Raw genomic sequence first — 23,626 nt, forward strand, 5'->3', positions numbered from 1 at the left:
CCGGGTCCCGTTCCATGATCGACGCCATCGCGGAGAAGCTGTTCGATCCCCGGTTCATGGGCACGCTGCTGACCGCCGTCGCGGTGGCCGCGACCGCCTTCGCGGTCGCGCAGCCCTTCTTCGAGTCCGACAAGCTCGGCAAGCGGATGAAGCTCGTCAGCGACGAGCGCGAACTCATCCGGCGGCGGGAGCGCCAGGCGGACCGGACCCGGCCGAACGACCGCGCGACGCTGCGCGTGGCGCCCAAGGCCTACATGAAGTCCATCGTCGACCGGTATCAGCTGAACCGCTGGCTCGGCACCGACACGGCCAAGCGCAAGCTGATGATGGCGGGCTATCGCGGCCAGGGCGCGGAGACCACGTTCCTGTTCTTCCGCCTGATCGTCCCGATGGCGGCCGTGATCACGGCAGTATTCTATCTGTTCGTGCTGGAGGCGGTCGACACCTCGTACCTGATGCGGATCGGGATGGTGATCGGCACGGCCTATGCGGGCATCAAGGCGCCGGAGCTGTTCCTGGTCAACACCGCCAAGAAGCGGCAGGCCGAGATCCGCAGGGCGTGGCCGGACGCCCTCGACCTGACGCTGATCTGCGTCGAATCCGGCATGGCGATCGAGAACGCCTTCCGGAAGGTGAGCACCGAGATCGCCACGTCCTCGGTGGTGCTGGCCGAGGAACTAGCCTTGATGACGGCCGAGATGTCGTTCCTGCCCGACCGGCGACAAGCCTACGAGAACTTGGCGCTGCGGACCGGGCTGGAGCCGGTGAAGTCGGTGGCGACCGCGCTGATCCAGGCCGAGCGCTACGGCACGCCGGTGGGTCAGGCACTCCGGGTGCTGAGCCAGGAGAGCCGTGACCAGCGCATGAACGAGGCAGAGAAGAAGGCGGCCAGCCTGCCGCCCAAGCTCACCGTCCCGATGATCCTGTTCTTCCTGCCGGTGCTGTTCGTCGTGATCATCACGCCGGCCGTCATCCAGATCATGCGGACGCAGTGAAGGCCCGGCGTCCGATCCGGGAAACGCTCAGCGGATGCGGCCGGGGCGGGTCGGCTCGAACACGATGCGGCGGTGGAACGCACACCAGCTCTTGCCATCGGAGACCGGCGCGCCGCAGCAGACCGCGCGGTCGTTCGGCTCGCCGATGATGTACTTGCACACGAAGGCCCCGGACTGCGCGAAGGGCACGCGCAGATCGGCCGACGGCTCCTGGACGCCCTCGGCATCGCCGATCTGAGACATGCGGACGAGTTGATTCATGGCGGTGATCGGCTCAATAAGCAGGCTGCACGGTCGGCGCGGGCGCCTCGGCAGAAGGGAGGATCAAACGCTCCTCCTTCAGGCGGCGGCCCCGTCTCGCGTGTCCGGGACTTGACGTCTCGCGGAACGGCATCGGGAACGACCCGCCCGAGCCGGCCTCGACGGCTGGCGCGGTGAGCGTCATCGTGTTGTCGTAACTGGGGTTACAACGATTGAAAACAAGACCAACGTGCGCTCACTGCATCGGACCACGGTGCGGGGTGCGTAGCTGTCCGCAGGGTTGCGGCTCCGCCACGGCCGGCTTCGGCTCCTGACGAAACCGCCCGACCGCGAAGCCTTGAGGCCGGGACCGGGCGTGCAACCGGCCGCGGGCTGTGATTTGGTGGGCGTTCTCGCGAACAGAGCCGGATTGCGGATTATGGCCCACCCGCCCCTCGTGACCCCCGAATGGCTGCACGACCGCCTCGATGCCCCCGACATCGTGGTGCTCGACGCCTCGTGGTACCTGCCGGCCGCCGGCCGCGACGCCGCGGCCGAGTTCCAGGCGGCGCATATCCCCGGGGCGCTGCGCTTCGACCTCGACGCCATGAGCGACACCGAGTCGAGCCTGCCGCACATGCTGCCGCGCTCCGACGTCTTCGCCTCCCGGATGCGGGCGCTGGGCATCGGCGACGGCATGCAGATCGTCGTCTATGACGGCCAGGGCCTGTTCGCGGCCCCGCGGGTCTGGTGGATGCTCAAGACCTTCGGGGTGCGCGACGCGCTGGTGCTCGACGGCGGCCTGCCCGCCTGGATCGCGGCGGGCTACGCCACCGAGGACGGCGACCCGGCCCCTCGCGAGCGGCGCCACTTCACCGCCCGGCTCGACCACGGCGCCGTGGCGGATTCCAACGACGTCGCCCGGGCCCTGGAGACCGGCTCGGCCCAGGTGGTCGACGCCCGCTCCGCCACCCGCTTCCGCGGCGAGGAGCCGGAGCCGCGGCCGGGCGTGCGGCCGGGCCACATGCCCGGAGCGCACAACCTGCACTACGCGTCGCTTCAGCGCGACGGCCGGCTGAAGAGCCCGGAGGAATTGGAGAGCCTGTTCGCGGAGACCGGCATCGATCCCGACCGCCCGATCGTGACCACCTGCGGCTCCGGCGTGACCGCGGCAATCATCGCCCTGGCGCTGGAGACCATGGGCCGGCCGGCCCGCGGCCTCTACGACGGGTCTTGGTCCGAATGGGGCGCGGATACGGCGCGCCCGGTCGCGACGGGCGCTTGAGCGCGAATGTCAGGGCTCTGCCCTGACGACCCGCCAAAGGGCGCAGCCCTTTGGAACCCCCTGACTCAGGCGGTGCGCACCGACCGGCGCTTGTCGGCGGCACTCCACTGCATCAGCCCGACCATCACGGCGATGGTGCCGACATAGACCAGGCCTTGCAGAGCGGTCGGCCGGTCGGTGTAGCCGACGAGCGCGTGCAGCACCCGGCCCGGCCAGGAGTTCTCCGCGATCACTCCGGAGCTGTTCCACAGGGTCTGGCCGAGGGCATCGACGACGCCTGCATTGGCCAGGAACTGGGCCGCCTGCGAGGCGAGTCCCGCGGCGAGGAAGATGATCAGCACGCTGGTGATCGAGAACACGTAGCGGCTCGGGATCGCGGCCAGGCCGAGATAGGTCACCGCGGAGAGCAGCATGCCGGCGCCGATGCCCGCGAAGGCGCCGAACTGGATGTCCGCGCCCGAGGTGCCGGAGGCGACGAGACCGTAGAGGAACAGCACCAGCTCGGCCCCCTCGCGCAGGATCGCGGCGCCGACCACGATCGAGAGCGCGGCGGCCTCGCGTTCGCCCGAGCGCACCGCCGCGCCGGCCGCCCGCAACTCGCCCGCGAGTTCCTTGCCGTGCTTGCTCATCCAGGTGTTGTGCCAGATCAGCAGCAGCACCGCGACGATCAGCACCGCAGCGTTCAGGATGTCCTGCCCGCTGCCCTCGAACGCATCGGAGATTTTTTCGGCGAACAGCGCCACGAGGCCGGCCCCGGCGAGCCCCCCGGCCACGCCGAGCAGCACCCAGCGCATCCGGCCCGGGATGCCCCGGGTGGCCGCGAGCACGATCGAGATGATCAAGCCCGCCTCGATGACTTCGCGGAAGGCGATGATGAAGGCGCCGATCATGGCGTTTCCTCGGTTGAACGCGGATCGCGCTACCAGATCCAGAACAGGAGTACCCAGTTGGCGACCGAGAGGGTCACCGCGGAGGCGATGCAGGCAGTGGCCCCGGCCCGCCGGAGACCACCCATCCCGAGGCCGGCGACCCGCCAGGCGAGCCACACGCTCCACAGGCCGGAGCCGGCCAGCATGGCGGCGCGGATTTCCGACACGTACGGGATGACGATGCCGTCGCCGCGCAGGAACGTGACGGTCAGCGCCGAGAGGCCCAGGAAGACGCCGCAGCCCGCCACCGGGATCAGCGTCTGCGTCAGGTGGTGGAAGCGCTCGCGCGACCAGCCGCCGAGCGCCAGGGTCGCGAGCGCCACGATTCCCGACAGGGCCAGCCCGAGAACGAGGGTCGCGGCGCCGATGTAGGCCAGCAGCAACCCGCCGTCGAGCAGGGTCATCACGTCGCTGTGGTCGGGATAATTCGTGAGGATGAACCAGGGCGCGGACATCTCCAGCGGCCATGTCGTCCCGTGCTCGATCAGCCAGGTGGCCGCCCCCTGCTTGGCCTCCACGAACCAGGGGCTCGCCGACCACTGGAACGCGCCGACCGCCAGGGCCAGCATGCCGAACAGGATCAGCACGGTCTGCTCGAGGCTCGGCTCGTTCCCGGCGACGTGGACGATCTCGTGGTTGGGCGAGCGCAGGGCCAGGCGCACCGCACCGCGATGGCCGCTGCAGCGCCCGCACATGTGGCAGCTTCCCGAGCCGCGCATCGCCTTGACCGGCACCAGGGGCGCGCAATTGAAGCTTTCCGTGCCCCGCACGGGCTTGGGCGAGGCGGCCCAGGCGGCACGGTCGACCTGAAAACTTAGCGGGGCGAGCTTCGACAGCACCGCGAACACGCCGTTGACCGGGCAGAGATAGCGGCACCAGACCCGCTTGTTGCGCCCGTAGAGCAGGCCGACGACGATCGCCGCGACGGTCGAGCCGCCGAGCACGGCGAGCACCGGCTTCGGATAGCCGTAGACGCTGGTCATCTGCCCGTAGACGGTGGTGCCGGCAAACGCCAGGAACGGCCAGCCCTGCCAGGTGATCCAGCGCGGCACGGCGTAGCCGCGGCTCCAGCGGCTGGCGAACTCGCTCAGCGCCCCCTCGGGGCAGAGCACGCCGCACCAGGCCCGTCCGACCAGCACCATGCTCAGGAGCACGAACGGCCACCAGATGCCCCAGAACGCGAATTGCGCGGCCAGGGTCAGATTGGTCCAGATATGCGCGGTGTTGTCGGGCAGCGGCAGCAGCGCCGGCACGATCACCAGCACGCCGTAGACCGCGACGATCACCCACTGCACGGACCGGATCATCCAGGCGTGCAGCCGCAGCCAGTCGCCGAAGCGGGCGAGCCGCTCGTCGATCCTGTCCCGACGCGCGGGTGCGTCGGCGAGGAAGGCTCGGGCCGCCACCGTCAGGACGCGCTCATTTGGCCACCAGGGTGGCCTTCGCCTCGGGATGGAAATCGTCGAACACCTGATAGGTGCCGGGATCGAGGGTCCGGAACACGATCGCCGAGGTGGAGCCAGCGGCCAGCGCCTTCTCGCGCTTGAGTTCCGTGCTCTCGAACTCCACCGGCGACTGGCCGGTATTCGAGATTTCCAGCTTGAACCGCATGTTGGCCGGCACCTCGATGGTCGCCGGCAGGATCACGCCGTCCCGCATCTCGACCTTGATCACCGGCATATCGTCCGCGCGCGCGGACACCGCCGCACAGGAAGCGGCGAGGAGCACGGCGGCGGTGAGATGGATGGAACGCGACGAGCGTGGCACGAAAATCCCTGCGGTTCAGTAGGCGCCCTTCTTGCCGATTCCGGCGAAGGTGAAGTCCTGGGTCACGTCGAAGGGCTCGAACCACGGGCCGACCCCGGTCTCCTTGTCGACGTGGCGGCCGAAATGACTGTCCTTGCCGGGCGGCGCGACCGTGACCTTCAGGCGGTAGCGGCCGGGGCCGAACAGCTTGACGTTATCGCCGTAATGCGGACCGTCATTGGCGACCATCGGCATGAGGGCGCCAGAGACCTTCTGGTCCGTGGGCTTGTCGCCGTCGAGCTTCACCGCCTCGAACCGGACGTCCAGGGCGGGCACCCAATCGCCTTCCGCGAAGCCGTTCCGGTTGTCCTTGGCAGCGCGGATATCCGTCTCGAGATGCAGGTCCGACTGCGCGGCGGCGCGCATCATGCCGGGCGGGTCCATCTCGATCGGCTGCAGGTACACGGCGGCGACCTCGAGGCCGTTCTGCGTCACGTGCGGACCGATCGGCACCTCCTTGGCCAAAGCGGCTCCGGCGGTCGCGACGAGGGCACAAGCAGCCAGGCCGCGGAGAATCGGGAGAGGAGTTGATGCGCGCATGCCCTGGGACATAACGCTCTCGGCAAAAGTTTCAAAGAGGCAAACCGACGCAAATCAAATCATAATAATTCTAATCTGATGCCATTACAGGGCCCGGGAATGACAGTTCTTGGCCTTTACCTGGAGAAGTGGCGAGTCATGGCGTAAGCGTCAAAGTTATTCCGCCCGCTGTGGCCGCGGGTATCTTGACCGGCGGAGAGATGTGGGGATCGTCATGCCGTTGCCATCCGCGGCCTCGACAATGCGACGCGGGACGAGAAAACGGTGTGACCTGTGTTCGAGACGATCCGAAGCGGCTTGCGCCACCGCAAACCGCATTATAGCAAGTGCTATATTTTTCCGTGAGTCCGATGCCGTCCCGCTCCGCACCCCTCTTCCATGCCGCTCTCGTGCTGGCAGCGCCCCTGATCGTATCGGTCCCGGCGGTCGCGGCCGACCCGGCCGCGCGCGCCCCCGCGGCCGACCTCCCGGTCTACACGGATTGGTCGGGCGGCTATGTCGGCCTCCAGGGCAGCGCGGGCGGATCCTACGGCGCGTATAATTTCGGGCCGACGACGATCGGCGGCCGGGCGGTTCCGGCGTTCAAGAGCGGCGATTCCACCGGCCGCAGCGACCAGGGCCGCGACGCCACCACGGCGGTCGGGGGCGTGTTCGGCGGCTGGAACTGGCAGGCGGGTCCCTGGGTCTACGGGATCGAGGCCTCCCTCGACGCGGCGAACCTGAAGCGGCCGGTGCCATCGACCATCGCGGGCTTCGGCTACGCGGATGCCGACCCGACCTTCAATATCGTGCGCGCCAAGACCGACCTGTACGGCACCCTCCGGGCCCGGCTCGGGTACAGCTTCGACCGCTACCTGGTCTACGGGACCTTCGGGCTCGCCGGCGCCGATGCGCGCTTCCTGGCAAACTATCCGGATCTCGACGCGGGCGGCCAGACCACGGCGCGGCGCGAGCTCGGCTATCTCGGCTTCACCCTCGGCGCGGGCGTCCAGTACGCCATCACCGACAATCTCGCGCTCGGGATCGACTACCGCTACGTCGATCTCGGCGGCAGCCGGCGCTTCTCCCTGGGCAGCGTCCCGGGTGACGACGGCGGCCCGGTCACGTCGCGGGCGAGCTTCACCTCGAACCAGCTGTTCGCGCGGCTGATGTGGTTTCCGGGCGGACTGAAAGTCCCGGCCGATCCGGACGAGACCGCCCCGCACGATCCCGACAACGGTGATACCGGGCGCTTCTCGCTGCACGGGCAGACGACGCTGATCGCCCAGGGCGTGCCGGGCTTCCGCTCGCCCTACGAGGGCGCGCAGAGCCTGATCCCGCACCAGGCGCGCCAGACCACCACGGCCACGATCTTCCTCGGGTTCAAGGTCACCGACAGCACCGAGCTGTACTACAACCCCGAATTCAGCCAGGGCTTCGGCCTCTCGCGGACGCTCGGCGTCGCCGGCTTCGTCAACGGCGAGGCGCAGAAGGCCGGCGCCCCGTTCCCGAAGCTGCGCTCGAACCGCTACTACGTGAAGCAGACGATCGGGCTCGGCGGCGAGACCGTGGAGGTGCCGGACGGGCCGAACCAGGTCGCCACCCGGTACGACGCGGAGCGGATCACCCTGATCGCCGGCAAGTTCGCGCTGGGCGACTTCTTCGACGGCAACGTCTACGCGCACGACCCGCGGGTCGACTTCTTCAACTGGTCGCTCTGGGGCGCCTCGGCCTGGGACTTCCCGGCCAACCTGCCGGGCTTCACGCAAGGGCTCTACGCCGAATACAACCGGCCGGAATTCGCGATCCGCGCCGCCTACACGCAGGTGCCCAAGGAGCCGTCGAGCGACGTGCTCGACCCGCGGGTGTTCCGGCGCGCGGGGCTGAACGCCGAGTTTGAGGAGCGCCACGTGCTCCCGTGGCTGGAGCAGCCCGGCAAGGTCCGCATCGGGCTGTTCTCGAATGTCGGCGTCTCGGCCAACAACCGCGAGGTCGTCACCCTCACGCAGCTCGGCCAGTTCGACGATATCAACGACGCCGTGGCGGCGACCCGGCGCCCCCGCCGCAAGACCGGCGGCTACGTCAACCTCGAGCAGGCGCTGACCCCCGAACTCGGGCTGTTCGCCCGGGCCAGCCTGAACGACGGGCGCACGGAGAACATCTCCTTCACCGATATCGACCAGAGCTTCTCCGGCGGCCTGTCGCTGAAGGGCAAGGCCTGGGACCGGCCCGACGACACGATCGGCATCGGCACCGCGATGAACCGGCTCTCGCCGTCGCACCGCGCCGCCTTCGCGGCCGGCTTCTACGGGCTGCTGATCGGTGACGGGCGGCTCAACTACGGCAGCGAGCGGGCGCTGGAGACCTACTACGCCCTGAACCTCACGAAGTTCGTGACCCTGACCTTCGACTACCAGTTTGTGGACAACCCCGGCTACAACCGCGACCGCGGGCCGGCCCACTTCTTCGCCTCGCGGTTGCACGCGGATTTCTGAGCGGGCCGGTGATACGGTCTTCGGCGGAAGGACCGGTGGCCCAACCGTCCTCGCGAGCGGAGCGAAGCGATCCAGGCGGCGCCACGATCGCCGGCGTCATGCGGCCCTGGGTCACTTCCTACGCGCGTGACGACGGATGGCCCGCCTGAACCGAATGCCGCAATCGGCCGCTGTATCAGTCCATCCCCTCGATCGCCGTCGCGCCGAAAATATCCTCGAAGGCGGCCCGCAGCTGCATGTCGACTTCGGCCAAGCTCACCGGCAGGCCGAGATCGACCAGGCTCGTCACCCCGTGCTCGCGCACGCCGCAGGGCACGATTCCGGTAAAGTGCGACAGGTCCGGCTCGACGTTCAGGCTGATCCCGTGGAAGCTGACCCAGCGGCGCACCCGGATGCCGATGGCCGCGATCTTGTCCTCCACCCCGGGCCCCTTCTCCGGGCGGCGCACCCAGACGCCGACTCGGTCCTCCCGGCGCTCGGCCCGGACGTTGAAGGCCGCGAGCGTCTCGATCAGCCAGCCCTCCAGGCTCGCCACGTAGGCGCGCAGGTCGCGGCTGCGCCGGTCGAGGTCGAGCATCACGTAGGCGACCCGCTGGCCCGGGCCGTGATAGGTGTACTGGCCGCCCCGCCCCGTGGCGTGGACCGGGAAGCGATCGGGCACCACGAGGTCCTCGGGCCGCGCCGAGGTGCCGGCCGTGTAGAGCGGCGGGTGCTCGAGCAGCCAGACGCATTCCGGCGCCGCACCGCGCGCGATCCCCTCGACCCGCGCCTCCATCCAGGCGATCGCCTCCGCGTAGTCCACCGGCGCGTCGCTCACGCGCCAGGACACCGGACCGGCGACCGGATCCGAGCCGGGCCGCTTCGGGAAGGCGTGGGGCGAGACCGTGAGGCGGGGCGCGTTTACCAAGGGTTCACCATCCTGCGTCGATGGTCGAAGCCTTCAACATCCGCGGCCGGCGGTGGCAAGGTTTTGATGCTCCGGGTCGGCGGCGAGACGGGATGGGCAGGCGGTGGCGGTCTTCGAGACCCTGAAGGTCGATCTGACGGTGGTGCTGGGCCGGGCCCGGATGCCGCTGCACATGCTGCTGCGCATGGGCCGCGGCGCCGTGATCGAGCTGGAAGCCAGTGACAGCGACATGGTCGAGATCCTGGCCAACGACCACCCGATCGCCCGCGGCCAGATCGTGGTGACCGGCGACCGCATCTCCGTCGAGGTCACGGAACTGATCCGCAAGGCGGCGGCGATCGTCGAGCCCGGCACCACCATCGGCGACAGCGCGACGCCGTTCCTGGACGATAGCTACGCGCCCGGTTGAGCGTGGCGCTTGTCGGCGGCGGATCGATCTGTTATCCGCTGCGCCGCCCGAGATGACGGCGACCCGAGGGGTTTCCCGGAGGTCGCAGCGTTCGGGCGAACGGGCGGATCTTCGCGTCCGATGCGGCCATGGCGGAATTGGTAGACGCGCTAGCTTGAGGTGCTAGTCCCGCGAGGGGTGGAGGTTCGAGTCCTCTTGGCCGCACCACACGTTTGATGTGGTGCTTTTCTTTCGAAGGCGGATCGTTCGGCGAGAGGCCGGGTCCGCCGCATCGGTCCCCGATCTTCCGTTGCTCGCAAGGGCGCGACCAGGGCGGCGAATGCCTCTGCGCAGTCGCATGGCTGGGACGCTCAATCCTTGCGGGTGAACAGGGCTTCGAACAGCGCCTCGGATTGGCGCAAGCCCTCCTCGGTCAACACCACGGACTTGGCCCGCCCGACCGGATCGTCGATCAGCCCCTTCGCGTGCAGGCGGCCGAGGCTCGCCCAGTCGAACCCTTTCCAGGCCCGACATTCATTGTGGAGCGTCAGCCACAGAAGGGCGAGCACCGCCTCGTCAATGCGCTCTTCGTCGATCTGCATGCCCCGAGATTAGCACACCGACCCCGTGCAGCCCATCGGCCACGTCTGGGAACGGAGACGCATGCAGGTCTGGCGACCTGGGAGATCCACAATTTTTAGCGATACTATTTCTGATATAATATATAGGCTCATATTTACAGCACGAGATCGACAAATATATGAACACTTACATCGACTAGAGGCTTTATCAGCAGGATAAACGTGGCGTTCGAGCCTGTTGTCTTCTGCAGCCGCCTAAAGATAAACTCGAGGTCTTAGGTCTCGGAGCCCGATTCGCATGCCCAGTGGCGCCAATCCAGCCGAACTGACTTGGCGCGGCATCCTGCTCGGCGGCGTGCTGACGCTGCTGTTCACCGCGGCCAACGTCTATCTCGGCCTCAAGGTCGGGCTCACCTTCGCGACATCGATCCCGGCCGCGGTGATCTCCATGGCCGTGCTGCGCCAGCTGCCCGGCGCCACGGTGCTGGAGAACAACATCGTCCAGACCGTCGCCTCGGCGGCGGGCACCCTCTCGGCGATCATCTTCGTGCTGCCGGGCCTGGTCATGATCGGCTGGTGGCACGGCTTCCCCTGGCTCACCACCGCGGGGATCACCGCGACCGGCGGGATCCTGGGCGTGATGTTCTCGGTGCCCCTGCGCCGCGCCCTCGTGGTCGATTCGGACCTGCCCTACCCGGAGGGGCGCGCCGCCGCAGAGGTGCTGGCGCTCGGCACCCAGGGCGCCGCCGGGGCAGCCGACAGCGCGCAGGGCCTGCGCATCCTCGTCTGGAACAGCCTGGCCTCGGCCGGGTTCGCGGCCCTGGCGCAGACCCGGCTGGTACTCGACAACGCCGGGCTCTGGTTCCGCGTCGGCGCCGGCGCGAGCGGAATCGCCGCTAACCTGTCCTTCGCGCTGCTCGGCGTCGGCCATCTCGTCGGCCTGTCGGTGGGGGCCGCGATGGCCCTCGGCCTGGTGATCGCCTGGGCCGGGCTGCTCCCGCTCCTGACCGCGCAGCAGCCAATGCCGGACGCGAGCGTCGAGGCTTGGGTCGGCGCATTGTTCCGGCAGGAGGTGCGGTTCTTCGGCGCCGGCGTGATGGGCGTCGCGGCGGTCTGGACCCTGATCCGCATCGCCCGCCCGGTGCTGGGCGGCATCCGCTCGGCCTTCGCGGCCGGCCGGGCGCGTCAGGCCGGCGCGGCGCTGGCGATCGAGGAGCGCGACCTGCCGATCGCGGTCGTCCTCCTGGTCTCGCTGAGCCTGCTCCTGCCGATCGGCTGGCTGCTGTGGGACGTCCTCGCCGGCACAAGCCTGGAACGCCACGGCCTGCTGCTGGTTGCGGGCGGCCTGCTGTTCGTACTGGTGATCGGCCTCGTGGTCGCCGCCGTGACCGGCTACATGGCCGGGCTGATCGGCGCCTCCAACTCGCCGGTTTCGGGGATCGGCATCCTGGCGGCGCTGGCCAGCGCGGCGATGCTGCTGGGCCTGCTCGGCCGCGATGCGGACGCGGAGAGTGGCGGGGCGCTCGTCGCCTACGTGCTGACCGCCACCGGCATCGTGTTCAGCATCTGCACGATCGCGAACGACAACCTGCAGGACCTCAAGACCGGCCAGCTCGTCGGCGCGACGCCGTGGAAGCAGCAAGCGGCCCTCGTGGTCGGCGTGGTGTTCGGGTCGGTGATCATCCCGCCGGTGCTCAACGTGCTGGCGACGAGCTTCGGTTTCGTGGGAACACCCGGGGCCGGGCCGAACGCGCTGGCCGCGCCCCAGGCCGGCCTGATCGCGACCCTGGCCAAGGGCGTGCTGTCGGGCGCGGGCAACTGGCGCATGCTGGGCTGGGGCGCGGCCACCGGCATGGGGCTGATCGTGCTGGACGAGATTCTCGGCCGGCTGCAGCGCCTGCGCCTCCCGCCGCTGGCGACCGCGCTCGGGATCTACCTGCCCATGAAGCTGATCGTGGTCCTGGTGGCCGGCGCGGTGATCGGCGCGGTGTACGAACGGTGGGCGCGCCGCCAGGCCGATCCGGAGCGGGCGGTCCGGCTGGGCACGCTGACGGCGACGGGCCTGATCGTCGGCGAGAGCCTCTGAGGCGTCGCCTTCGCGCTGATCGTCTACGTGTCCGGCAACGACGCCGCTCTGGCGCTGGTGGGCGACGGCTTCGGCGGCCCGGCGCTGATCGGCGGACTGGTGCTGTTCGTGGGCTTGGCGGCGGGCCTCTATCGCCAGACGCGGCGGGCCGCAGTCTGACGTGGGCCGATCCGAGCCGACGGGACGAGCAGTTGGGTGGTCGATCGCGCCCGTATCGGTACGCGATACCGTGCCGAGATGTGCACCCACGCGATCGGTGCCATGTCGTGCGGCGCACAGCTTTGCATTGACTTCGCAGCCGCACACCCGCATATCGGCGGTGCAGCGTCAGCGGCCGTCATGGTCCGCTTGAGGGGGCTGCGTGACGGATCGGGCGCCTCCCGGCGTGATCCGGCCCCCCTCTTCATAACGTGCATGCACCCGGGCCGCCCCATCACGCGGGCTGCCCCCTGCCAACGGACCGACCTGAATTCTGCGCTGCTCGCCTATGACGCGAAGCGCCCGGCCGGCCCTGCTGCATCGGATATCTCTTTGACCCAATTCACCGATTTCGGCCTTGCCCAGCCCGTTCTGCGGGCGCTCGGCGAGGCTGGCTACGTCACGCCGACCCCGATCCAGGCCCAGGCGATCCCGCCGGCCATGGAGGGCCGCGACCTCTGCGGCATCGCCCAGACCGGCACCGGCAAGACCGCGGCCTTCGCGCTGCCGATCCTGCATCGCCTCTCGCTTTCGGATCGCCGGGCCCCGCGCCGCGGCTGCCGGGTGCTGGTGCTCTCGCCAACCCGCGAGCTCGCCAACCAGATCGCCGAATCCTTCGCGGATTACGGCCGCCACTTGTCCTACACCACCACGGTGGTGTTCGGCGGCGTCACCATCAGCCGCCAAGAGCGGGCGCTGGCGCCCGGCGTCGACGTCCTGGTCGCCACCCCGGGCCGGCTGATCGACCTGATCGAGCGCCGCTCGCTGACCCTCGAAGGCGTCGAGATTCTGGTCCTCGACGAGGCCGACCAGATGCTCGACCTCGGCTTCATCCACGCCCTCAAGCGCATCGTGAAGATGCTGCCGGCCCAGCGCCAGAGCCTGTTCTTCTCGGCGACCATGCCGAAGAACATCGCCGGCCTCGCCAGCCAGTACCTGAAGGATCCCGTGCAGGTCGCCGTGACCCCGGTGGCGACCACGGCCGAGCGCGTCGAGCAGACGGTCATCTTCGCCCATACCGGCGCCAAGCAGGCCCTGCTCGCCCATATCCTGCGCGACCCAGCCATCGACCGCGTCCTGGTCTTCACCCGCACCAAGCATGGCGCGGACCGGGTGGTGCGCGGCCTCGACAAGGCCGGCATCGCCGGCGCCGCGATCCACGGCAACAAGAGCCAGCCCCAGCGCGAGCGGGCGCTCCAGGCCTTCCGCGACGGCGATTGCCGGGTGCTGGTGGCCACCGACATCGCCGCCCGCGGCATCGATGTCGACGGCGTCAGCCACGTGATCAATTTCGACCTGCCGAACGTCCCGGAGAGCTACGTCCACCGCATCGGCCGCACCGCGCGCGCCGGGGCGACCGGTCTGGCGATCTCGTTCTGCAACGACGAGGAGCGGGCCTACCTGCGCGACATCGAGCGGCTGACCCGCCAGAGCGTGCCGGTGGCGGGCTTCCCCGAGGGCTTTACGCCCCCGTCTCGTCAGGAGGCGGCCGACATCGCCCGCGAGGAGGAGCGCCGTCCCGAGCGCCAGCAGCAGCGTCCGGCCGGTGGCCGTCCGGGCCAGCGGTCCCGGCCGCAGCAGGGCCGTCCCCAGCAGGGACGCCCGGAAGGTGGCCGCGGCTTCGGCGGCGGTCAGGGCCAGGGCGCGCCCCGCCAGGGCCGTCCGCAGGAGGGTCGGGGCGAAGGTCGCGGCTCCGCGCCGCAGGGACGCGACGCCCGGTCGGACCGTCCCGCCCGTCCGCAGGGCGAGCGCCCGAACCAGCAGCAGGCGCGCCCGGCGCGGGACAGCCGGCCTCAGCGGGCCGATGCCCGGCCGCGCAGCGCCGGTGGCGGCGGCGAGGGCCGCACCATCGGCTGGCTGGAGCGGTCGCCCCGCTCCTGATCGTCGATCCAAGCACGAAGCCGCCCCGGGGAAGCCCCCGGGGCGGCTTTTTTTATGCGCGGTGCGTCCCATCTCATCGGATGGTTGAATCAGGGGCCTGCACCATGCGGTTCGAACTGTATCGGGATGCGAAGGGCGAGTGGCGCTGGCGCCTGCGCGCGCGCAACGGTGAGGTGATCGCCGATTCCGGCGAGGGCTATGTCCGCCGCGAGGATTGCGAGCACGGCATCGCCCTGGTCCGTCAAAGCGCCGAAGCCCGCATTGAGGATATGACCACCAAGATCGCTTGAGCACGGGCCGCACCCACGCGACCGGATCCCGAACGTGTGGGTGCGACCGGCTCATTTGACACGTGCCGTCACCGATCCGAGCGGCGGCGGTCAAAAATAAACCCTGTCCGACTCTCCGTAGCGGTTACGCTGCAACGCTTCTCCTCACCCGTGCGTTGCAGCGTTTCGGACCGTCGGGAGGGTTCTCGTGCCTCGCGCGGTTCGTCGTCGAAGACGCAATCACGCGAAGGGAGTCGAGACCGTGCTGAGGAAATTCCTGCTCGCGGCCCTGCTGGTGCTGGGCTTCGCGGCTGCTGCGCCCCAGGGCGCGTCGGCTGCGCCGGTCGGCCCGGGCATCGCCCTGCCGGCCGACGCCGCGCCGGCCATGGCCCAGAAGGCCCAGTACTACTACCGCCGTCGGTTCTACGGCCCGCGGCCGTTCTACCGCCGTCCCTACTACCGCCGCCGGTTCTATTACGGCCCGCGCCCGTTCTACCGTCGTCCGTATTACCGTCGCCGGTTCTACTACTAAGCGGATCGCCGACCTGACCGGCCCGGCGGCTCACACGAGCCGCCGGGCTTTTTCATGCCGTGATTCGGGATGCGCACCGCGGCCCCATGCCGTATAGTGCAGGAAACGGACGTGCCGGCGACAGATCGGGCCGTCCTGGAGGAAACCCGATGAACGATATCGCACAGCGCGCCGAGCCTGCGGCCGCGACGCCGGACCTCTGGCAATCGATCCCGCTCGAATGCATCCTGGGTGCAGCCGCCATTCTGCTGGCGGCCGGGCTGAAGCTCGCCGGCATCCTTCTCTGACGGCGCGCGGGACAGGCGGATGGACGGCATGCGGCACGTCGAACGCGCGGCGAGCGAGAGCGCGGCAATGCCGGCCCCGGAAACGGACCTGCCGCGCGGCGACCTGACGGTCCGGACCATCGCGATGCCGGCCGATACCAACGCCAACGGCGACATCTTCGGCGGCTGGGTGCTCACGCAGATGGACCAGGCCGGCGGCATCGCGGGGGTCGACCGGGCGCAGGGCCGCGTCGTTACCGTGGCCCTCGACGCGATGACCTTCATCCGCCCGGTCCGGGTCGGCGACGTGCTGTGCGTCTACACCCGGGTCTCGCATGTCGGCCGGACCTCGATGAAGATCGAGGTCGAGGCCTGGGCGCGCCGGTTCTGCACCCAGGTCCGCGAGCGGGTGACGCAGGCCACCCTCACCTTCGTGGCCATCGACGAGGCCGGGCGCCCGCGCCCGATCCCGCCCCTGGTGCCCTCGCCCAACGCGGTCTGACGCGCCCTACTTGATCACTGCGCAGGCGACCCGGTCGCCCGCACCGCCGATCGGCTGGGTGGTGTGGTCGTCCTCGTTGGCGTGGATGATCAGCGCCGAGCCGTCGCCGTCCTTGAGGCCGCCCTCGCCGGTCAGCGGCGTCTCGCTGGTCACCTCGGCATTGGCCGAGCCGTCCGGAACCACGTAGAGGTTCGGCAGGTCGCCCTCGTCGGGCCCGTCCGGGTTGAGCAGGCCGTGCTTGCTCTGATCGTGGTTCACGTGAGCCTTGGAATTCAGGAATTTCGGATCCGAACAGTCGCCCACCGCGTGGAAGTGCATGCCGTGCCAGCCGGGCGGGAGGCCGCCGGGCTGAATCGCGACGCGCAGCACCAGGCTGTTGGCGCCGTCGCGGATCGCGATCGTGCCGATGGCATCGCCCTTGGCGTTCTTCACGGGCGCCTGGAATGTCTCGGTGGGCTTGGCGGCGGCCGGCTCCTGTGCGAGGGCGCCGCTCGCCGCGAAGGGACCCAGCAACGCGAGCAGCGGCAGGATGCGTGTCATACGGTGGCTCTCCTCTCAAGCCCGGTCTAGTTAGGATACGCGCCGCCCGTTCGACAGGGCCGGCCCCCGAAACCTTCGCCGTATCCCTGCGGCCAGCCCATAAAGCCTTGATGACCGGAGATCGGCCCATACCGGATCGCACGGCGCCCGCGCGCCCTGATCCGTCGCCGAAACGGGCCGACCTGTTCCTGGTGGAGCACGGCCATTTCGAGAGCCGGGCGCGGGCGCAGGCCGCGATCCGGGCCGGGCTGGTGCGGGTCGACGGCCGACCCCTGGCGCGGGCCTCGGAGCCGATCCCGCCGGGGGCGCGGATCGAGGCCGCGCCCGAGCACCCTTACGCCTCCCGGGGCGGCCTCAAGCTCGCGGCGGCGCTCGACGCGTTCCGGATGGACCCAGCGGGCCTGCCCTGCCTCGATGTCGGCGCCTCGACCGGCGGCTTCACGGACGTGCTGCTCGCCCGGGGTGCGGCCCATGTCCACGCGGTCGATGTCGGCCGGGGGCAGTTGCATCCGCGGCTGGCCCAGGATCCCCGCGTCACCAGCCTGGAGGGGACGGACATCCGCAATCTCGACCCGGCGCAGCTCGTGCCGCGGCCTGCACTGGCCAGCGTCGATGTCAGCTTCATCGGCCTGCGTCTGGTGCTCCCGGCCCTGCCGGCCTTGTTGGCGCCGGGTGCCGCGATCGTCGCGCTGATCAAGCCGCAATTCGAGGCCGGGCGCGCGCGCGTCGGGCGCGGCGGCCTCGTGCGCGATCCGGCCGTCCACGCCGAGGTCTGCGCGGCCGTCCGCGGCGTGCTGGAGGGGCTCGGCGCGACGATCCTGGGCCTGATCGATTCGCCCGTGCCGGGTGGCGACGGCAATTCCGAATTCTTGATCGGCGCAACCTTACCATGAGCGAAACGGTCACGATTCGGGAGCTCGGCGCCCGCGGCGACGGCATCGCGGAGGACGGCATCCTCGTGCCCTACACGCTGCCCGGGGAGCGCGTGACGATCCGCCGGGAGGGAAAGCGGGCCGAACTACTCGGCATCGAGCAGCCCTCGCCCGACCGGATCGAACCCTTCTGCCCCTACTACATGCGTTGCGGCGGCTGCCGGACGCAGCACCTCGCGCCGGCGGCAGAGTTGTCCTGGAAGCGCGGCCTCGTCGCGCAGGCGCTGTCGCAGGCCCGGCTCGATATCGAGCCGGAGGCCGCCATCGACGCGCACGGGGCCGGGCGCCGCCGCATCACCCTGCATGTCCGGGAGATCGACGGACAGGGCGAGGCCGGGCTGATGGCGGCGCGCAGCCACGCGCTGGTGCCGATCGACCATTGCCCGATCACCGTGCCGGCTTTGCACCCGGCCCCCGCGGTGGCGCGCCGCCTCGCGGCGCCGCTGGGGCACGGCCGCAAGCCCCTCGACGTTGCCGTGACAGCTACCGACCAGGGCCTCGACATCGACCTGCGCGGCCACGGGCCGGTGAGCGGCGGCGTCGCCTCCGCTCTGGTGCGGATCGCGGGCGAACTCGGCCTCGCCCGGCTGTCGCTCCACGGCGAGCGCCTGATGGAGGCCGAGCCCGTCTCGGTCACGGACAGCGAGAGCCGGCTCTACCCGGCCCCCGGGGGGTTCCTGCAGGCGACCGGGGCCGGGCAGGCAACGCTCACGGATCTCACCGTCGCAGCCCTGGGAAGCCGCGCACGGCGCGTCGCCGACCTGTTCTCGGGCTGCGGCCCCCTCGCCCTGGCGATGGCCCGGAATGCCGCGGTCCATGCCGTCGAGGCGGATGCGGCCGCGCTCGCCGGGCTCGACCGGTCGGCCCGGTCCGCCACGGGCCTGCGCCAGGTCACCACCGAGCGCCGGGACCTGTTCCGCCGGCCGCTGCTGCCCACGGAACTCGACGGTCTCGACGCGGTGGTGTTCGACCCGCCCCGGGCCGGCGCCGAAGCCCAGGCCCGGCAGATCGCCGCCTCGCGGGTGCCCCTGGCGATCGGCGTGGCCTGCGATACCGGCACCTTCGCCCGGGATGCGGCGACGCTGACGGAAGGCGGGTTCCGGCTCGAATCGGTAACGCCGGTCGACCAGTTCCGGCATTCGGACCATGTCGAAATGGTCGGTGTGTTCCGGCGCGAGGTCCCACGCCGGCGCTGAGGCTTAAAGCTCGGACGCTTGCAACTTTCTGTGGAATCTGACCTTCTTCAGATGACTGGAGGTGTCATGACTGCAGCCTCGATCCGCCTGCTCGCCCTCGCCGTGCTGAGCGTCGCCCTGCCCACGACACTGGCAGCGCAGCCCCGCGCGCCCGATCAGACCGGCACCGGCGGCGGCCCGACCTCGACGATCACCGCGCCGAACACCAATCGTTTGGGTGTGACCAAGCCGCCGGGCACGTCGATGGGCCCCGGTGAAGTGCCGTCGCGCCAGGAGGAACGGCGCGAACGCGCGCTGACCGACAAGATCGACAACAGCGTCTGCGAAGGCTGCAACTGACCCTCGAAGCCGGCCGGGCGGAACCGCAGCGGCGGCCCGCGATGTCACGGAAGCGTCAGAAAACAACGCCACACCCGCGGCACAGCTTGCGCTTGGAGCCGCCGTGCCGGATGCGGACCGGACCTAGCGCCGACCTGTGACCGTTTCGCACCCGAGACCCATTCGTGATTTTCATCCACCAGCCCGCAATCGGCGCCGGATCCTCGCTGCTCGAGCGCCGAATCGTCGACCTTCAGGACACGATCCCCGAGGACACCGTCTGGCTCGACCTGATCCGCCCGAGCCGCGAGGAGGAGCTCAAGGTCGAGGCCTTCGCCGGCATCGAGGTTCCGACCCGCGAGGAGATGAAGGACATCGAGCCGTCCGAGCTTCTCTATGTCGAGGAGGGCGCCCGCTACATGACCGGGCGCGTGCTTTCGAAGGTGAGCGATTCCGAGGAGCCGGGGCTTGCCGGCATCACCTTCATCCTGCGCGGCAGCCGCCTCGTCACCGTGCGCTACGAGGAGCCGCAGGCCTTCCGGATGTATACCCAGCGCGCCGGCCGCACGATGGGCAACGGCAACACCTCCGCGCTCTCCGGCGAGACCATCCTGGCGGGGCTGATCGAGGCGGTGATCGATCGGGCTGCCGACGTGCTCCAGCTCCAGGGCGAGCGCATCGATCGCCTGTCGGGCAAGATCTTCGAAGTGCAGGCCGATCCCTCGGCGCGTAACACAGCGCTCCAGGATACGTTGCGCGCGCTCGGACGACTCGGCGACCTGATCTCGAAACAGCGCGAGAGCCTGGTCTCGATGGAGCGAATTCTGTTGTCGCTGTCGGCGACCTATCGGACCAACAAGGCGCCCCGCGACCTGCGAGAGGATGTCCGCTCGACCCTGCGCGATCTTCAATCGCTGGAAGAGCACGCGACCTTCCTCTCCACAAAAATTCAATTTCTGCTCGACGCGACACTCGGCTTGGTTAACCTGGAACAGAACAACATCATCAAGCTGTTCTCGGTCATGGCCGTCGTCTTCATGCCGCCGACGCTGATTGCGTCGATCTACGGCATGAATTTTAAGTCCATGCCGGAACTAGAACTCTCGTTCGGCTACCCGATGGCGGTAGTCATGATGGTCGTCGCCGCGGTCCTGCCCTACGTTTTCTTCCGCTGGAAGAAGTGGCTCTAGTCACGAATAGCTGTCTACGCGCAGCAGACTGTTAAGAAATATCATAGAGATCATCGAGGTTGAAGCGCCGCCCGGCCGCGACGACGGAAGCTCCGATGCGATTCTCCCTGAAGATGGTCCTGTGCGGCGCCATCGGCCTGCTCGCCCTCGCTGCCGCCGGCCAGGGTGTCGTCAGCGTCGTCCGGCTGTCCGAGATCGAGCAGGACGCCAAGGAAGTCTCGCAGGTCTCGCTGCCCGCCCAGAACCAGGCCGAGGCCATCGGCATGGCGGTGCGCGACGTGCGGCTGAAGCTCTACAAGCTGGTCGTGGGATCGCCGGACTTCGCCACCCTCGACAAGAACCAGACGGCGCTCACCGACGGCCTCAGCGCGCTCTCCGAGTTGCGCCAAGCCTATCAGGACCGCCTGTCGACGCCCCGGGAGCGCGAGACCTACGAGCGCTTCACCGGCGCCTGGAACGCCTACCAGAACATCCAGCTTCAAGTGGTCGAGCTGATGATCGCGGGCGACACGATCGGCGCCCTCAAGCTGGTCCTCGATCCGGAGACCGGCGCCCAGAGCGAGGCGGCGGTCGGCAGCCTCACCGAGGCGATCGCGCTGGCCCGGTCGCAGACCGACGCCAACGTCGCGGCCACCGCCGACAACGCGAACTCAGCCAAGCGCACCGCCCTGGTCGCCACCGCCTTCGGCCTGCTGGTCGCCGCAGCGGCGATGCTGTTCGCGCTGTTCGGCATCGCCCGCCCGATCCAGCGGATGACCGGCGCCATGGGTCGCCTGGCCGAGGGCGACGCGACCGTGGAAATCCCCGGGACCGGCCGCCGCGACGAGATCGGCGCGATGGCGGCGGCCGTGCAGGTGTTCAAGGACAACCTCATCCGCACCCGCGCGCTGGAGCAGGAGACGGCGCTGGCCCGGGCCGGCGCAGAGGCGCAGAGGCGGCGCGCCGTCCAAGAGATGGCGGATGGATTCGAGGCCGCGATCGGCGGCGTGCTGGCGGCGGTGACGGAGGCGGCCCTCGACCTCCGGGCCAATGCCGAGGCCATGACCAACACGGCGACGCGCACGGCCGAGCGCTCGGCCGCGGTGGCGAGCGCCGCGCAGGAGGCCGCCGCCCATGTCGGCACGGTGGCGGTGGCGGCCGAGGAACTCGGCGCCTCGGTCCAGGAGATCGGCCGTCAGGTCGACGGCTCCGCCGACCTCGCCCGGGGCGCGGTCGCCCAGGCCGGGCAGACCGCGGGGCTGGTTCAGGAGCTGAGCGAGGCCGCGGGCCGGATCGGCGACGTGGTGCGGCTGATCTCCGACATCGCCGGCCAGACCAACCTGCTGGCGCTCAACGCCACCATCGAGGCCGCCCGCGCCGGCGAGGCCGGCCGCGGCTTCGCCGTGGTGGCCTCCGAGGTCAAGGCGCTCGCCGCGCAGACTGCCAAGGCCACCGACGAGATCACCGGCCAAGTCGGCCGCATCCAGGGCGCGACCGGTCAGACGGTGGGCGCCATCGACGGCATCACTGGCCGGATCCGCGAGATCGACGGAGTGGCGGCCACCATCGCGGCCGCCGTCGAGCAGCAGGGCGCGGCGACCCAGGAGATCGCCCGCAACGTCGCCGATGCGGCCGCCGGGACCGGTTCTGTCACCGGCACGATCGACGCAGTTGCCCGGGCCGCCGACGAGACCGGCACCGCCGCCACCCAGATGCTCGCCTCGGCGGAGAGCCTCTCGGCGCAGTCCGAGGCCCTGCGCCGACAGATCGGCGATTTCCTGCAGACGGTCCGCGCTGCCTGACCCCGAGGCCGGTCAGGCCACCGCGGCGAGGTGCTTGACCTCGGCGCGGGCGACCACCTTGCCGACCGGCGCGGCCTTGCCGCCGTTGTCTTTCTCAGGGGCCAGGATCGGGGGCGACACCCAGCGGCCGGCCTCGAGCTCGGCGATCCGGCCGTTGATCTCGCGGATCACGTAGCGCGAGAACGGGTAGACGTGCAGGTAGATCACCATGTTGGTGACAACCGCCTCCAGGGCCGCCGGGTTATGGCGGGCGGTCTGCAGGAACACGCTCCAGAAATGCTTGGCCAGCTCCGGCCGCCGCACGGTCATCCGCCAGCAGATCCGGAGCAGCGACCCCAGATCACGGGCGACGTGGCGCCAATCGAGCTTGTGGGCGGCGAATTTGGGCCGCTTCACCCGGCGGGAGATCTCCCGGACGCGTTCGAAGAAGTTCGGCGGGTCGTAGATCTCCGCCAGCACGTCCCGGTAATCGGCCAGCACGTCCTGCTGCGGGCGCAGGGTCACGAAGTTGAGCCCTTGCGTGCAATGGTCACCCTGCTCGGCGGTGGTGTAGGCGAAGTTCTCGAACAGGCGGCCTTCCTTGCGCAGGCGACGCGAGAGCTGCGTGTTCGGCATCGCGTAGAGCAGGCCGACCATCGCGATCGGGATGCCGGTCTGGCTGATGCACAGGGACATCGCCTTGGCTATGCTGTCCTTCTCGGTGTCGAAGCCGACGATGAACCCGGCGGTGACGAACATGCCGTGCTCGTAGAGCTTGTGCACGCTGTCGGCGATCGAGCGCTTGGTGTTCTGCTTCTTCTGGGTCTGGATCAGCGTCGCCTCGTCGGGCGTCTCGATCCCGGTAAACAGCGCGAAGAAGTTCGCGTCCCGCATCATCCCGAGCAGCTCGTCGTCGTCGGCGAGATTCAGCGATGCCTCGGTCGAGAACTTGAACGGGTATCCGTGCGCCTCCTGCCACTTGATCAGGTGCGGCAGGAACAGCTTGATCGCCTTCTTGTTGCCGATCAGGTTATCGTCCACGAAATCGACATGGCCGCGATGGCCGAGGCTGTAGAGCCGGTCGAGCTCGGCCAGCATCTGCGGCGTGGTCTTGGTGCGCGGCGAGCGACCGTAGAGCTCGATGATGTCGCAGAACTCGCACGTGAACGGGCACCCGCGCGAGAACTGGACGCCGATATACAGGTAGTGGCTGAAGGTCAGGAGGTCGAAGCGCGGGATCGGGCTGGTCGTGACGTCCGCCTTGAATTTTTCCGCCGTGAACCGGCCGCTTCGCGCACCGGATTCCCAGGCCTCCACGAAGGTGGCCAAGATACCCTCGGCCTCGCCCAGCACCAAAAAGTCGGCCTTAGTGTAGATCTCCGGGGTCGAGGTCGGCGCCGGGCCGCCGACGCAGACCGGGACACCGAGCGCCGCACACTTGTCGATGACGACGAGGCAGTCCGGCTCCTGGGGCAACATGCCGCCGGTCATCACCAGGTCGGCCGCGAGGATCTGCGCGTCGCTGAGGTCTTCGCAGTTGCGGTTGACCAGAGTCACCTGCCAGGCCGGCGGCAGCATCGCGGCCAGGGTGATCAGGCCCAGCGGCGGCGCGGGTGCGCGGGCGCCCTGCAGCTCCATGGCCTCCTTGAAGTTCCACATCGAGTTTTCGTAGAACTTCGGAAATACCATCAGCACGCGCGGGGCCCTATTCGCATCCGACATGCTTGTTGTCCTCGTCGCACCGAAGTGAGCCAGCTCAAACACCGCAGAGCCACGCCCATGATTACGGTCTAACGTGCGGGAGAATTAAG

At 69.4% G+C, this 23,626-nt stretch carries 25 protein-coding genes and 1 tRNA gene; 17 read left to right on the top strand and 9 right to left on the bottom strand.

Annotated features, from left to right (window positions below):
* Window positions 1-14: 14 nt before the first annotated feature.
* A complete protein-coding gene (locus MKL11_RS02980) occupies window positions 15-995 on the top strand; it encodes a type II secretion system F family protein (RefSeq protein WP_243940154.1) in 981 nt (326 codons plus the stop codon).
* Window positions 996-1,022: 27 nt separating this feature from the next.
* Here the strand turns inward: MKL11_RS02980 and MKL11_RS02985 are convergent, their stop codons facing one another.
* Window positions 1,023-1,256: a GcrA family cell cycle regulator gene (locus MKL11_RS02985; RefSeq protein ID WP_147856381.1), complete on the bottom strand. Its 234-nt coding sequence runs from the start codon at window positions 1,254-1,256 to the stop codon at window positions 1,023-1,025.
* A 418-nt stretch (window positions 1,257-1,674) separates the two neighbouring features.
* On the opposite strand from MKL11_RS02985, the gene sseA reads away from it, so the two are divergent.
* Window positions 1,675-2,520: a 3-mercaptopyruvate sulfurtransferase gene (sseA, locus tag MKL11_RS02990; protein WP_243940156.1), complete on the top strand. Its 846-nt coding sequence runs from the start codon at window positions 1,675-1,677 to the stop codon at window positions 2,518-2,520.
* Window positions 2,521-2,585: 65 nt separating this feature from the next.
* Here the strand turns inward: sseA and MKL11_RS02995 are convergent, their stop codons facing one another.
* The 4 genes from MKL11_RS02995 to MKL11_RS03010 are packed head-to-tail and all read right to left on the bottom strand — an operon-like array spanning window position 2,586 to window position 5,795.
* Window positions 2,586-3,410: an FTR1 family protein gene (locus tag MKL11_RS02995; RefSeq protein ID WP_243940158.1), complete on the bottom strand. Its 825-nt coding sequence runs from the start codon at window positions 3,408-3,410 to the stop codon at window positions 2,586-2,588.
* Between the two features lie 29 nt (window positions 3,411-3,439).
* On the bottom strand, window positions 3,440-4,855 hold the full coding sequence (locus MKL11_RS03000) for a 4Fe-4S binding protein (RefSeq protein WP_243940160.1): 1,416 nt from the start codon (window positions 4,853-4,855) through the stop codon (window positions 3,440-3,442).
* Window positions 4,856-4,868: 13 nt separating this feature from the next.
* The gene (locus MKL11_RS03005; RefSeq protein ID WP_243940161.1) at window positions 4,869-5,216 is read right to left on the bottom strand and encodes a cupredoxin domain-containing protein; all 348 of its coding nucleotides are present in this window, start codon (window positions 5,214-5,216) and stop codon (window positions 4,869-4,871) included.
* A 15-nt stretch (window positions 5,217-5,231) separates the two neighbouring features.
* Window positions 5,232-5,795 (bottom strand): iron transporter, encoded by a 564-nt coding sequence (locus MKL11_RS03010; RefSeq protein ID WP_243940225.1) that lies wholly within the window; start codon window positions 5,793-5,795, stop codon window positions 5,232-5,234.
* A gap of 350 nt (window positions 5,796-6,145) precedes the next feature.
* Here MKL11_RS03010 and MKL11_RS03015 point away from each other — a divergent pair, with 350 nt between their 5' ends.
* Complete coding sequence (locus MKL11_RS03015; protein ID WP_243940163.1) at window positions 6,146-8,269, top strand: carbohydrate porin; 2,124 nt, start codon at window positions 6,146-6,148, stop codon at window positions 8,267-8,269.
* A 175-nt stretch (window positions 8,270-8,444) separates the two neighbouring features.
* On the opposite strand, the gene lipB is transcribed toward MKL11_RS03015, so the two are convergent.
* Window positions 8,445-9,176 (bottom strand): lipoyl(octanoyl) transferase LipB, encoded by a 732-nt coding sequence (gene lipB, locus MKL11_RS03020; RefSeq protein WP_243940165.1) that lies wholly within the window; start codon window positions 9,174-9,176, stop codon window positions 8,445-8,447.
* Window positions 9,177-9,279: 103 nt separating this feature from the next.
* Here lipB and MKL11_RS03025 point away from each other — a divergent pair, with 103 nt between their 5' ends.
* Both MKL11_RS03025 and MKL11_RS03030 read left to right on the top strand, forming a co-directional pair.
* Complete coding sequence (locus tag MKL11_RS03025; protein WP_243940167.1) at window positions 9,280-9,585, top strand: FliM/FliN family flagellar motor switch protein; 306 nt, start codon at window positions 9,280-9,282, stop codon at window positions 9,583-9,585.
* A 122-nt stretch (window positions 9,586-9,707) separates the two neighbouring features.
* Window positions 9,708-9,792 (top strand) — tRNA-Leu (locus MKL11_RS03030).
* Window positions 9,793-9,935: 143 nt separating this feature from the next.
* On the opposite strand, the gene MKL11_RS03035 is transcribed toward MKL11_RS03030, so the two are convergent.
* Window positions 9,936-10,166, bottom strand: a complete 231-nt coding sequence (locus tag MKL11_RS03035; RefSeq protein WP_243940169.1) for a DUF6429 family protein — start codon at window positions 10,164-10,166, stop codon at window positions 9,936-9,938.
* 277 nt (window positions 10,167-10,443) lie between these two features.
* Between MKL11_RS03035 and MKL11_RS03040 the strand changes: the two genes are divergently transcribed.
* From MKL11_RS03040 to MKL11_RS03065, 7 genes are all read left to right on the top strand, one after another.
* Window positions 10,444-12,231 (top strand): OPT family oligopeptide transporter, encoded by a 1,788-nt coding sequence (locus MKL11_RS03040; RefSeq protein WP_243940171.1) that lies wholly within the window; start codon window positions 10,444-10,446, stop codon window positions 12,229-12,231.
* Window positions 12,232-12,258: 27 nt separating this feature from the next.
* The gene (locus MKL11_RS32995) at window positions 12,259-12,390 is read left to right on the top strand and encodes a hypothetical protein (protein WP_279600224.1); all 132 of its coding nucleotides are present in this window, start codon (window positions 12,259-12,261) and stop codon (window positions 12,388-12,390) included.
* Window positions 12,391-12,762: 372 nt separating this feature from the next.
* Entirely contained in the window at window positions 12,763-14,310 is a 1,548-nt protein-coding gene (locus tag MKL11_RS03045) for a DEAD/DEAH box helicase (RefSeq protein WP_243940173.1), read from the top strand.
* Window positions 14,311-14,414: 104 nt separating this feature from the next.
* The gene (locus tag MKL11_RS03050; protein ID WP_026605317.1) at window positions 14,415-14,600 is read left to right on the top strand and encodes a YegP family protein; all 186 of its coding nucleotides are present in this window, start codon (window positions 14,415-14,417) and stop codon (window positions 14,598-14,600) included.
* Window positions 14,601-14,841: 241 nt separating this feature from the next.
* Entirely contained in the window at window positions 14,842-15,111 is a 270-nt protein-coding gene (locus MKL11_RS03055) for a hypothetical protein (RefSeq protein ID WP_243940175.1), read from the top strand.
* A gap of 149 nt (window positions 15,112-15,260) precedes the next feature.
* Window positions 15,261-15,398, top strand: coding sequence for a hypothetical protein (locus MKL11_RS03060; protein ID WP_243940177.1), 138 nt, complete (start codon window positions 15,261-15,263; stop codon window positions 15,396-15,398).
* 28 nt (window positions 15,399-15,426) lie between these two features.
* On the top strand, window positions 15,427-15,879 hold the full coding sequence (locus tag MKL11_RS03065) for an acyl-CoA thioesterase (RefSeq protein ID WP_409565801.1): 453 nt from the start codon (window positions 15,427-15,429) through the stop codon (window positions 15,877-15,879).
* Window positions 15,880-15,885: 6 nt separating this feature from the next.
* On the opposite strand, the gene MKL11_RS03070 is transcribed toward MKL11_RS03065, so the two are convergent.
* Window positions 15,886-16,419 carry a superoxide dismutase family protein gene (locus MKL11_RS03070; protein WP_243940179.1) on the bottom strand — a complete coding sequence of 178 codons (534 nt, stop codon included), beginning with the start codon at window positions 16,417-16,419 and terminating at the stop codon, window positions 15,886-15,888.
* Between the two features lie 110 nt (window positions 16,420-16,529).
* Here MKL11_RS03070 and MKL11_RS03075 point away from each other — a divergent pair, with 110 nt between their 5' ends.
* The 5 genes from MKL11_RS03075 (at window position 16,530) to MKL11_RS03095 (ending at window position 21,836) form a co-directional block, all read left to right on the top strand.
* Window positions 16,530-17,312 (top strand): TlyA family RNA methyltransferase, encoded by a 783-nt coding sequence (locus MKL11_RS03075; RefSeq protein WP_243940181.1) that lies wholly within the window; start codon window positions 16,530-16,532, stop codon window positions 17,310-17,312.
* Entirely contained in the window at window positions 17,309-18,547 is a 1,239-nt protein-coding gene (locus MKL11_RS03080) for a class I SAM-dependent RNA methyltransferase (RefSeq protein WP_243940183.1), read from the top strand. Before MKL11_RS03075 ends, MKL11_RS03080 begins: the two co-directional genes overlap by 4 nt.
* A 66-nt stretch (window positions 18,548-18,613) precedes the next feature.
* Complete coding sequence (locus MKL11_RS03085; RefSeq protein ID WP_243940186.1) at window positions 18,614-18,886, top strand: hypothetical protein; 273 nt, start codon at window positions 18,614-18,616, stop codon at window positions 18,884-18,886.
* 164 nt (window positions 18,887-19,050) lie between these two features.
* Window positions 19,051-20,055, top strand: a complete 1,005-nt coding sequence (locus MKL11_RS03090) for a magnesium transporter CorA family protein (RefSeq protein WP_243940188.1) — start codon at window positions 19,051-19,053, stop codon at window positions 20,053-20,055.
* Between the two features lie 95 nt (window positions 20,056-20,150).
* On the top strand, window positions 20,151-21,836 hold the full coding sequence (locus MKL11_RS03095) for a methyl-accepting chemotaxis protein (protein ID WP_243940189.1): 1,686 nt from the start codon (window positions 20,151-20,153) through the stop codon (window positions 21,834-21,836).
* 12 nt (window positions 21,837-21,848) lie between these two features.
* Here the strand turns inward: MKL11_RS03095 and MKL11_RS03100 are convergent, their stop codons facing one another.
* Window positions 21,849-23,537, bottom strand: a complete 1,689-nt coding sequence (locus MKL11_RS03100) for a B12-binding domain-containing radical SAM protein (RefSeq protein ID WP_243940191.1) — start codon at window positions 23,535-23,537, stop codon at window positions 21,849-21,851.
* Between the last annotated feature and the right edge of the window lie 89 nt (window positions 23,538-23,626).

It is taken from the genome of Methylobacterium sp. J-077 (genome assembly GCF_022829365.1).
Classification (GTDB): Bacteria; Pseudomonadota; Alphaproteobacteria; order Rhizobiales; family Beijerinckiaceae; genus Methylobacterium.

Coding starts and splice junctions, on each gene's coding strand:
- MKL11_RS02980 (WP_243940154.1), top strand. CDS start 15: ATGATCGACGCCATCGCGGAGAAGCTGTTCGATCCCCGGTTCATGGGC.
- MKL11_RS02985 (WP_147856381.1), bottom strand. CDS start 1,256: ATGAATCAACTCGTCCGCATGTCTCAGATCGGCGATGCCGAGGGCGTC.
- sseA (WP_243940156.1), top strand. CDS start 1,675: ATGGCCCACCCGCCCCTCGTGACCCCCGAATGGCTGCACGACCGCCTC.
- MKL11_RS02995 (WP_243940158.1), bottom strand. CDS start 3,410: ATGATCGGCGCCTTCATCATCGCCTTCCGCGAAGTCATCGAGGCGGGC.
- MKL11_RS03010 (WP_243940225.1), bottom strand. CDS start 5,795: ATGCGCGCATCAACTCCTCTCCCGATTCTCCGCGGCCTGGCTGCTTGT.
- MKL11_RS03015 (WP_243940163.1), top strand. CDS start 6,146: ATGCCGTCCCGCTCCGCACCCCTCTTCCATGCCGCTCTCGTGCTGGCA.
- MKL11_RS03035 (WP_243940169.1), bottom strand. CDS start 10,166: ATGCAGATCGACGAAGAGCGCATTGACGAGGCGGTGCTCGCCCTTCTG.
- MKL11_RS03040 (WP_243940171.1), top strand. CDS start 10,444: ATGCCCAGTGGCGCCAATCCAGCCGAACTGACTTGGCGCGGCATCCTG.
- MKL11_RS03050 (WP_026605317.1), top strand. CDS start 14,415: ATGCGGTTCGAACTGTATCGGGATGCGAAGGGCGAGTGGCGCTGGCGC.
- MKL11_RS03060 (WP_243940177.1), top strand. CDS start 15,261: ATGAACGATATCGCACAGCGCGCCGAGCCTGCGGCCGCGACGCCGGAC.
- MKL11_RS03065 (WP_409565801.1), top strand. CDS start 15,427: ATGCGGCACGTCGAACGCGCGGCGAGCGAGAGCGCGGCAATGCCGGCC.
- MKL11_RS03070 (WP_243940179.1), bottom strand. CDS start 16,419: ATGACACGCATCCTGCCGCTGCTCGCGTTGCTGGGTCCCTTCGCGGCG.
- MKL11_RS03075 (WP_243940181.1), top strand. CDS start 16,530: ATGACCGGAGATCGGCCCATACCGGATCGCACGGCGCCCGCGCGCCCT.
- MKL11_RS03080 (WP_243940183.1), top strand. CDS start 17,309: ATGAGCGAAACGGTCACGATTCGGGAGCTCGGCGCCCGCGGCGACGGC.
- MKL11_RS03085 (WP_243940186.1), top strand. CDS start 18,614: ATGACTGCAGCCTCGATCCGCCTGCTCGCCCTCGCCGTGCTGAGCGTC.
- MKL11_RS03095 (WP_243940189.1), top strand. CDS start 20,151: ATGCGATTCTCCCTGAAGATGGTCCTGTGCGGCGCCATCGGCCTGCTC.
- MKL11_RS03100 (WP_243940191.1), bottom strand. CDS start 23,537: ATGTCGGATGCGAATAGGGCCCCGCGCGTGCTGATGGTATTTCCGAAG.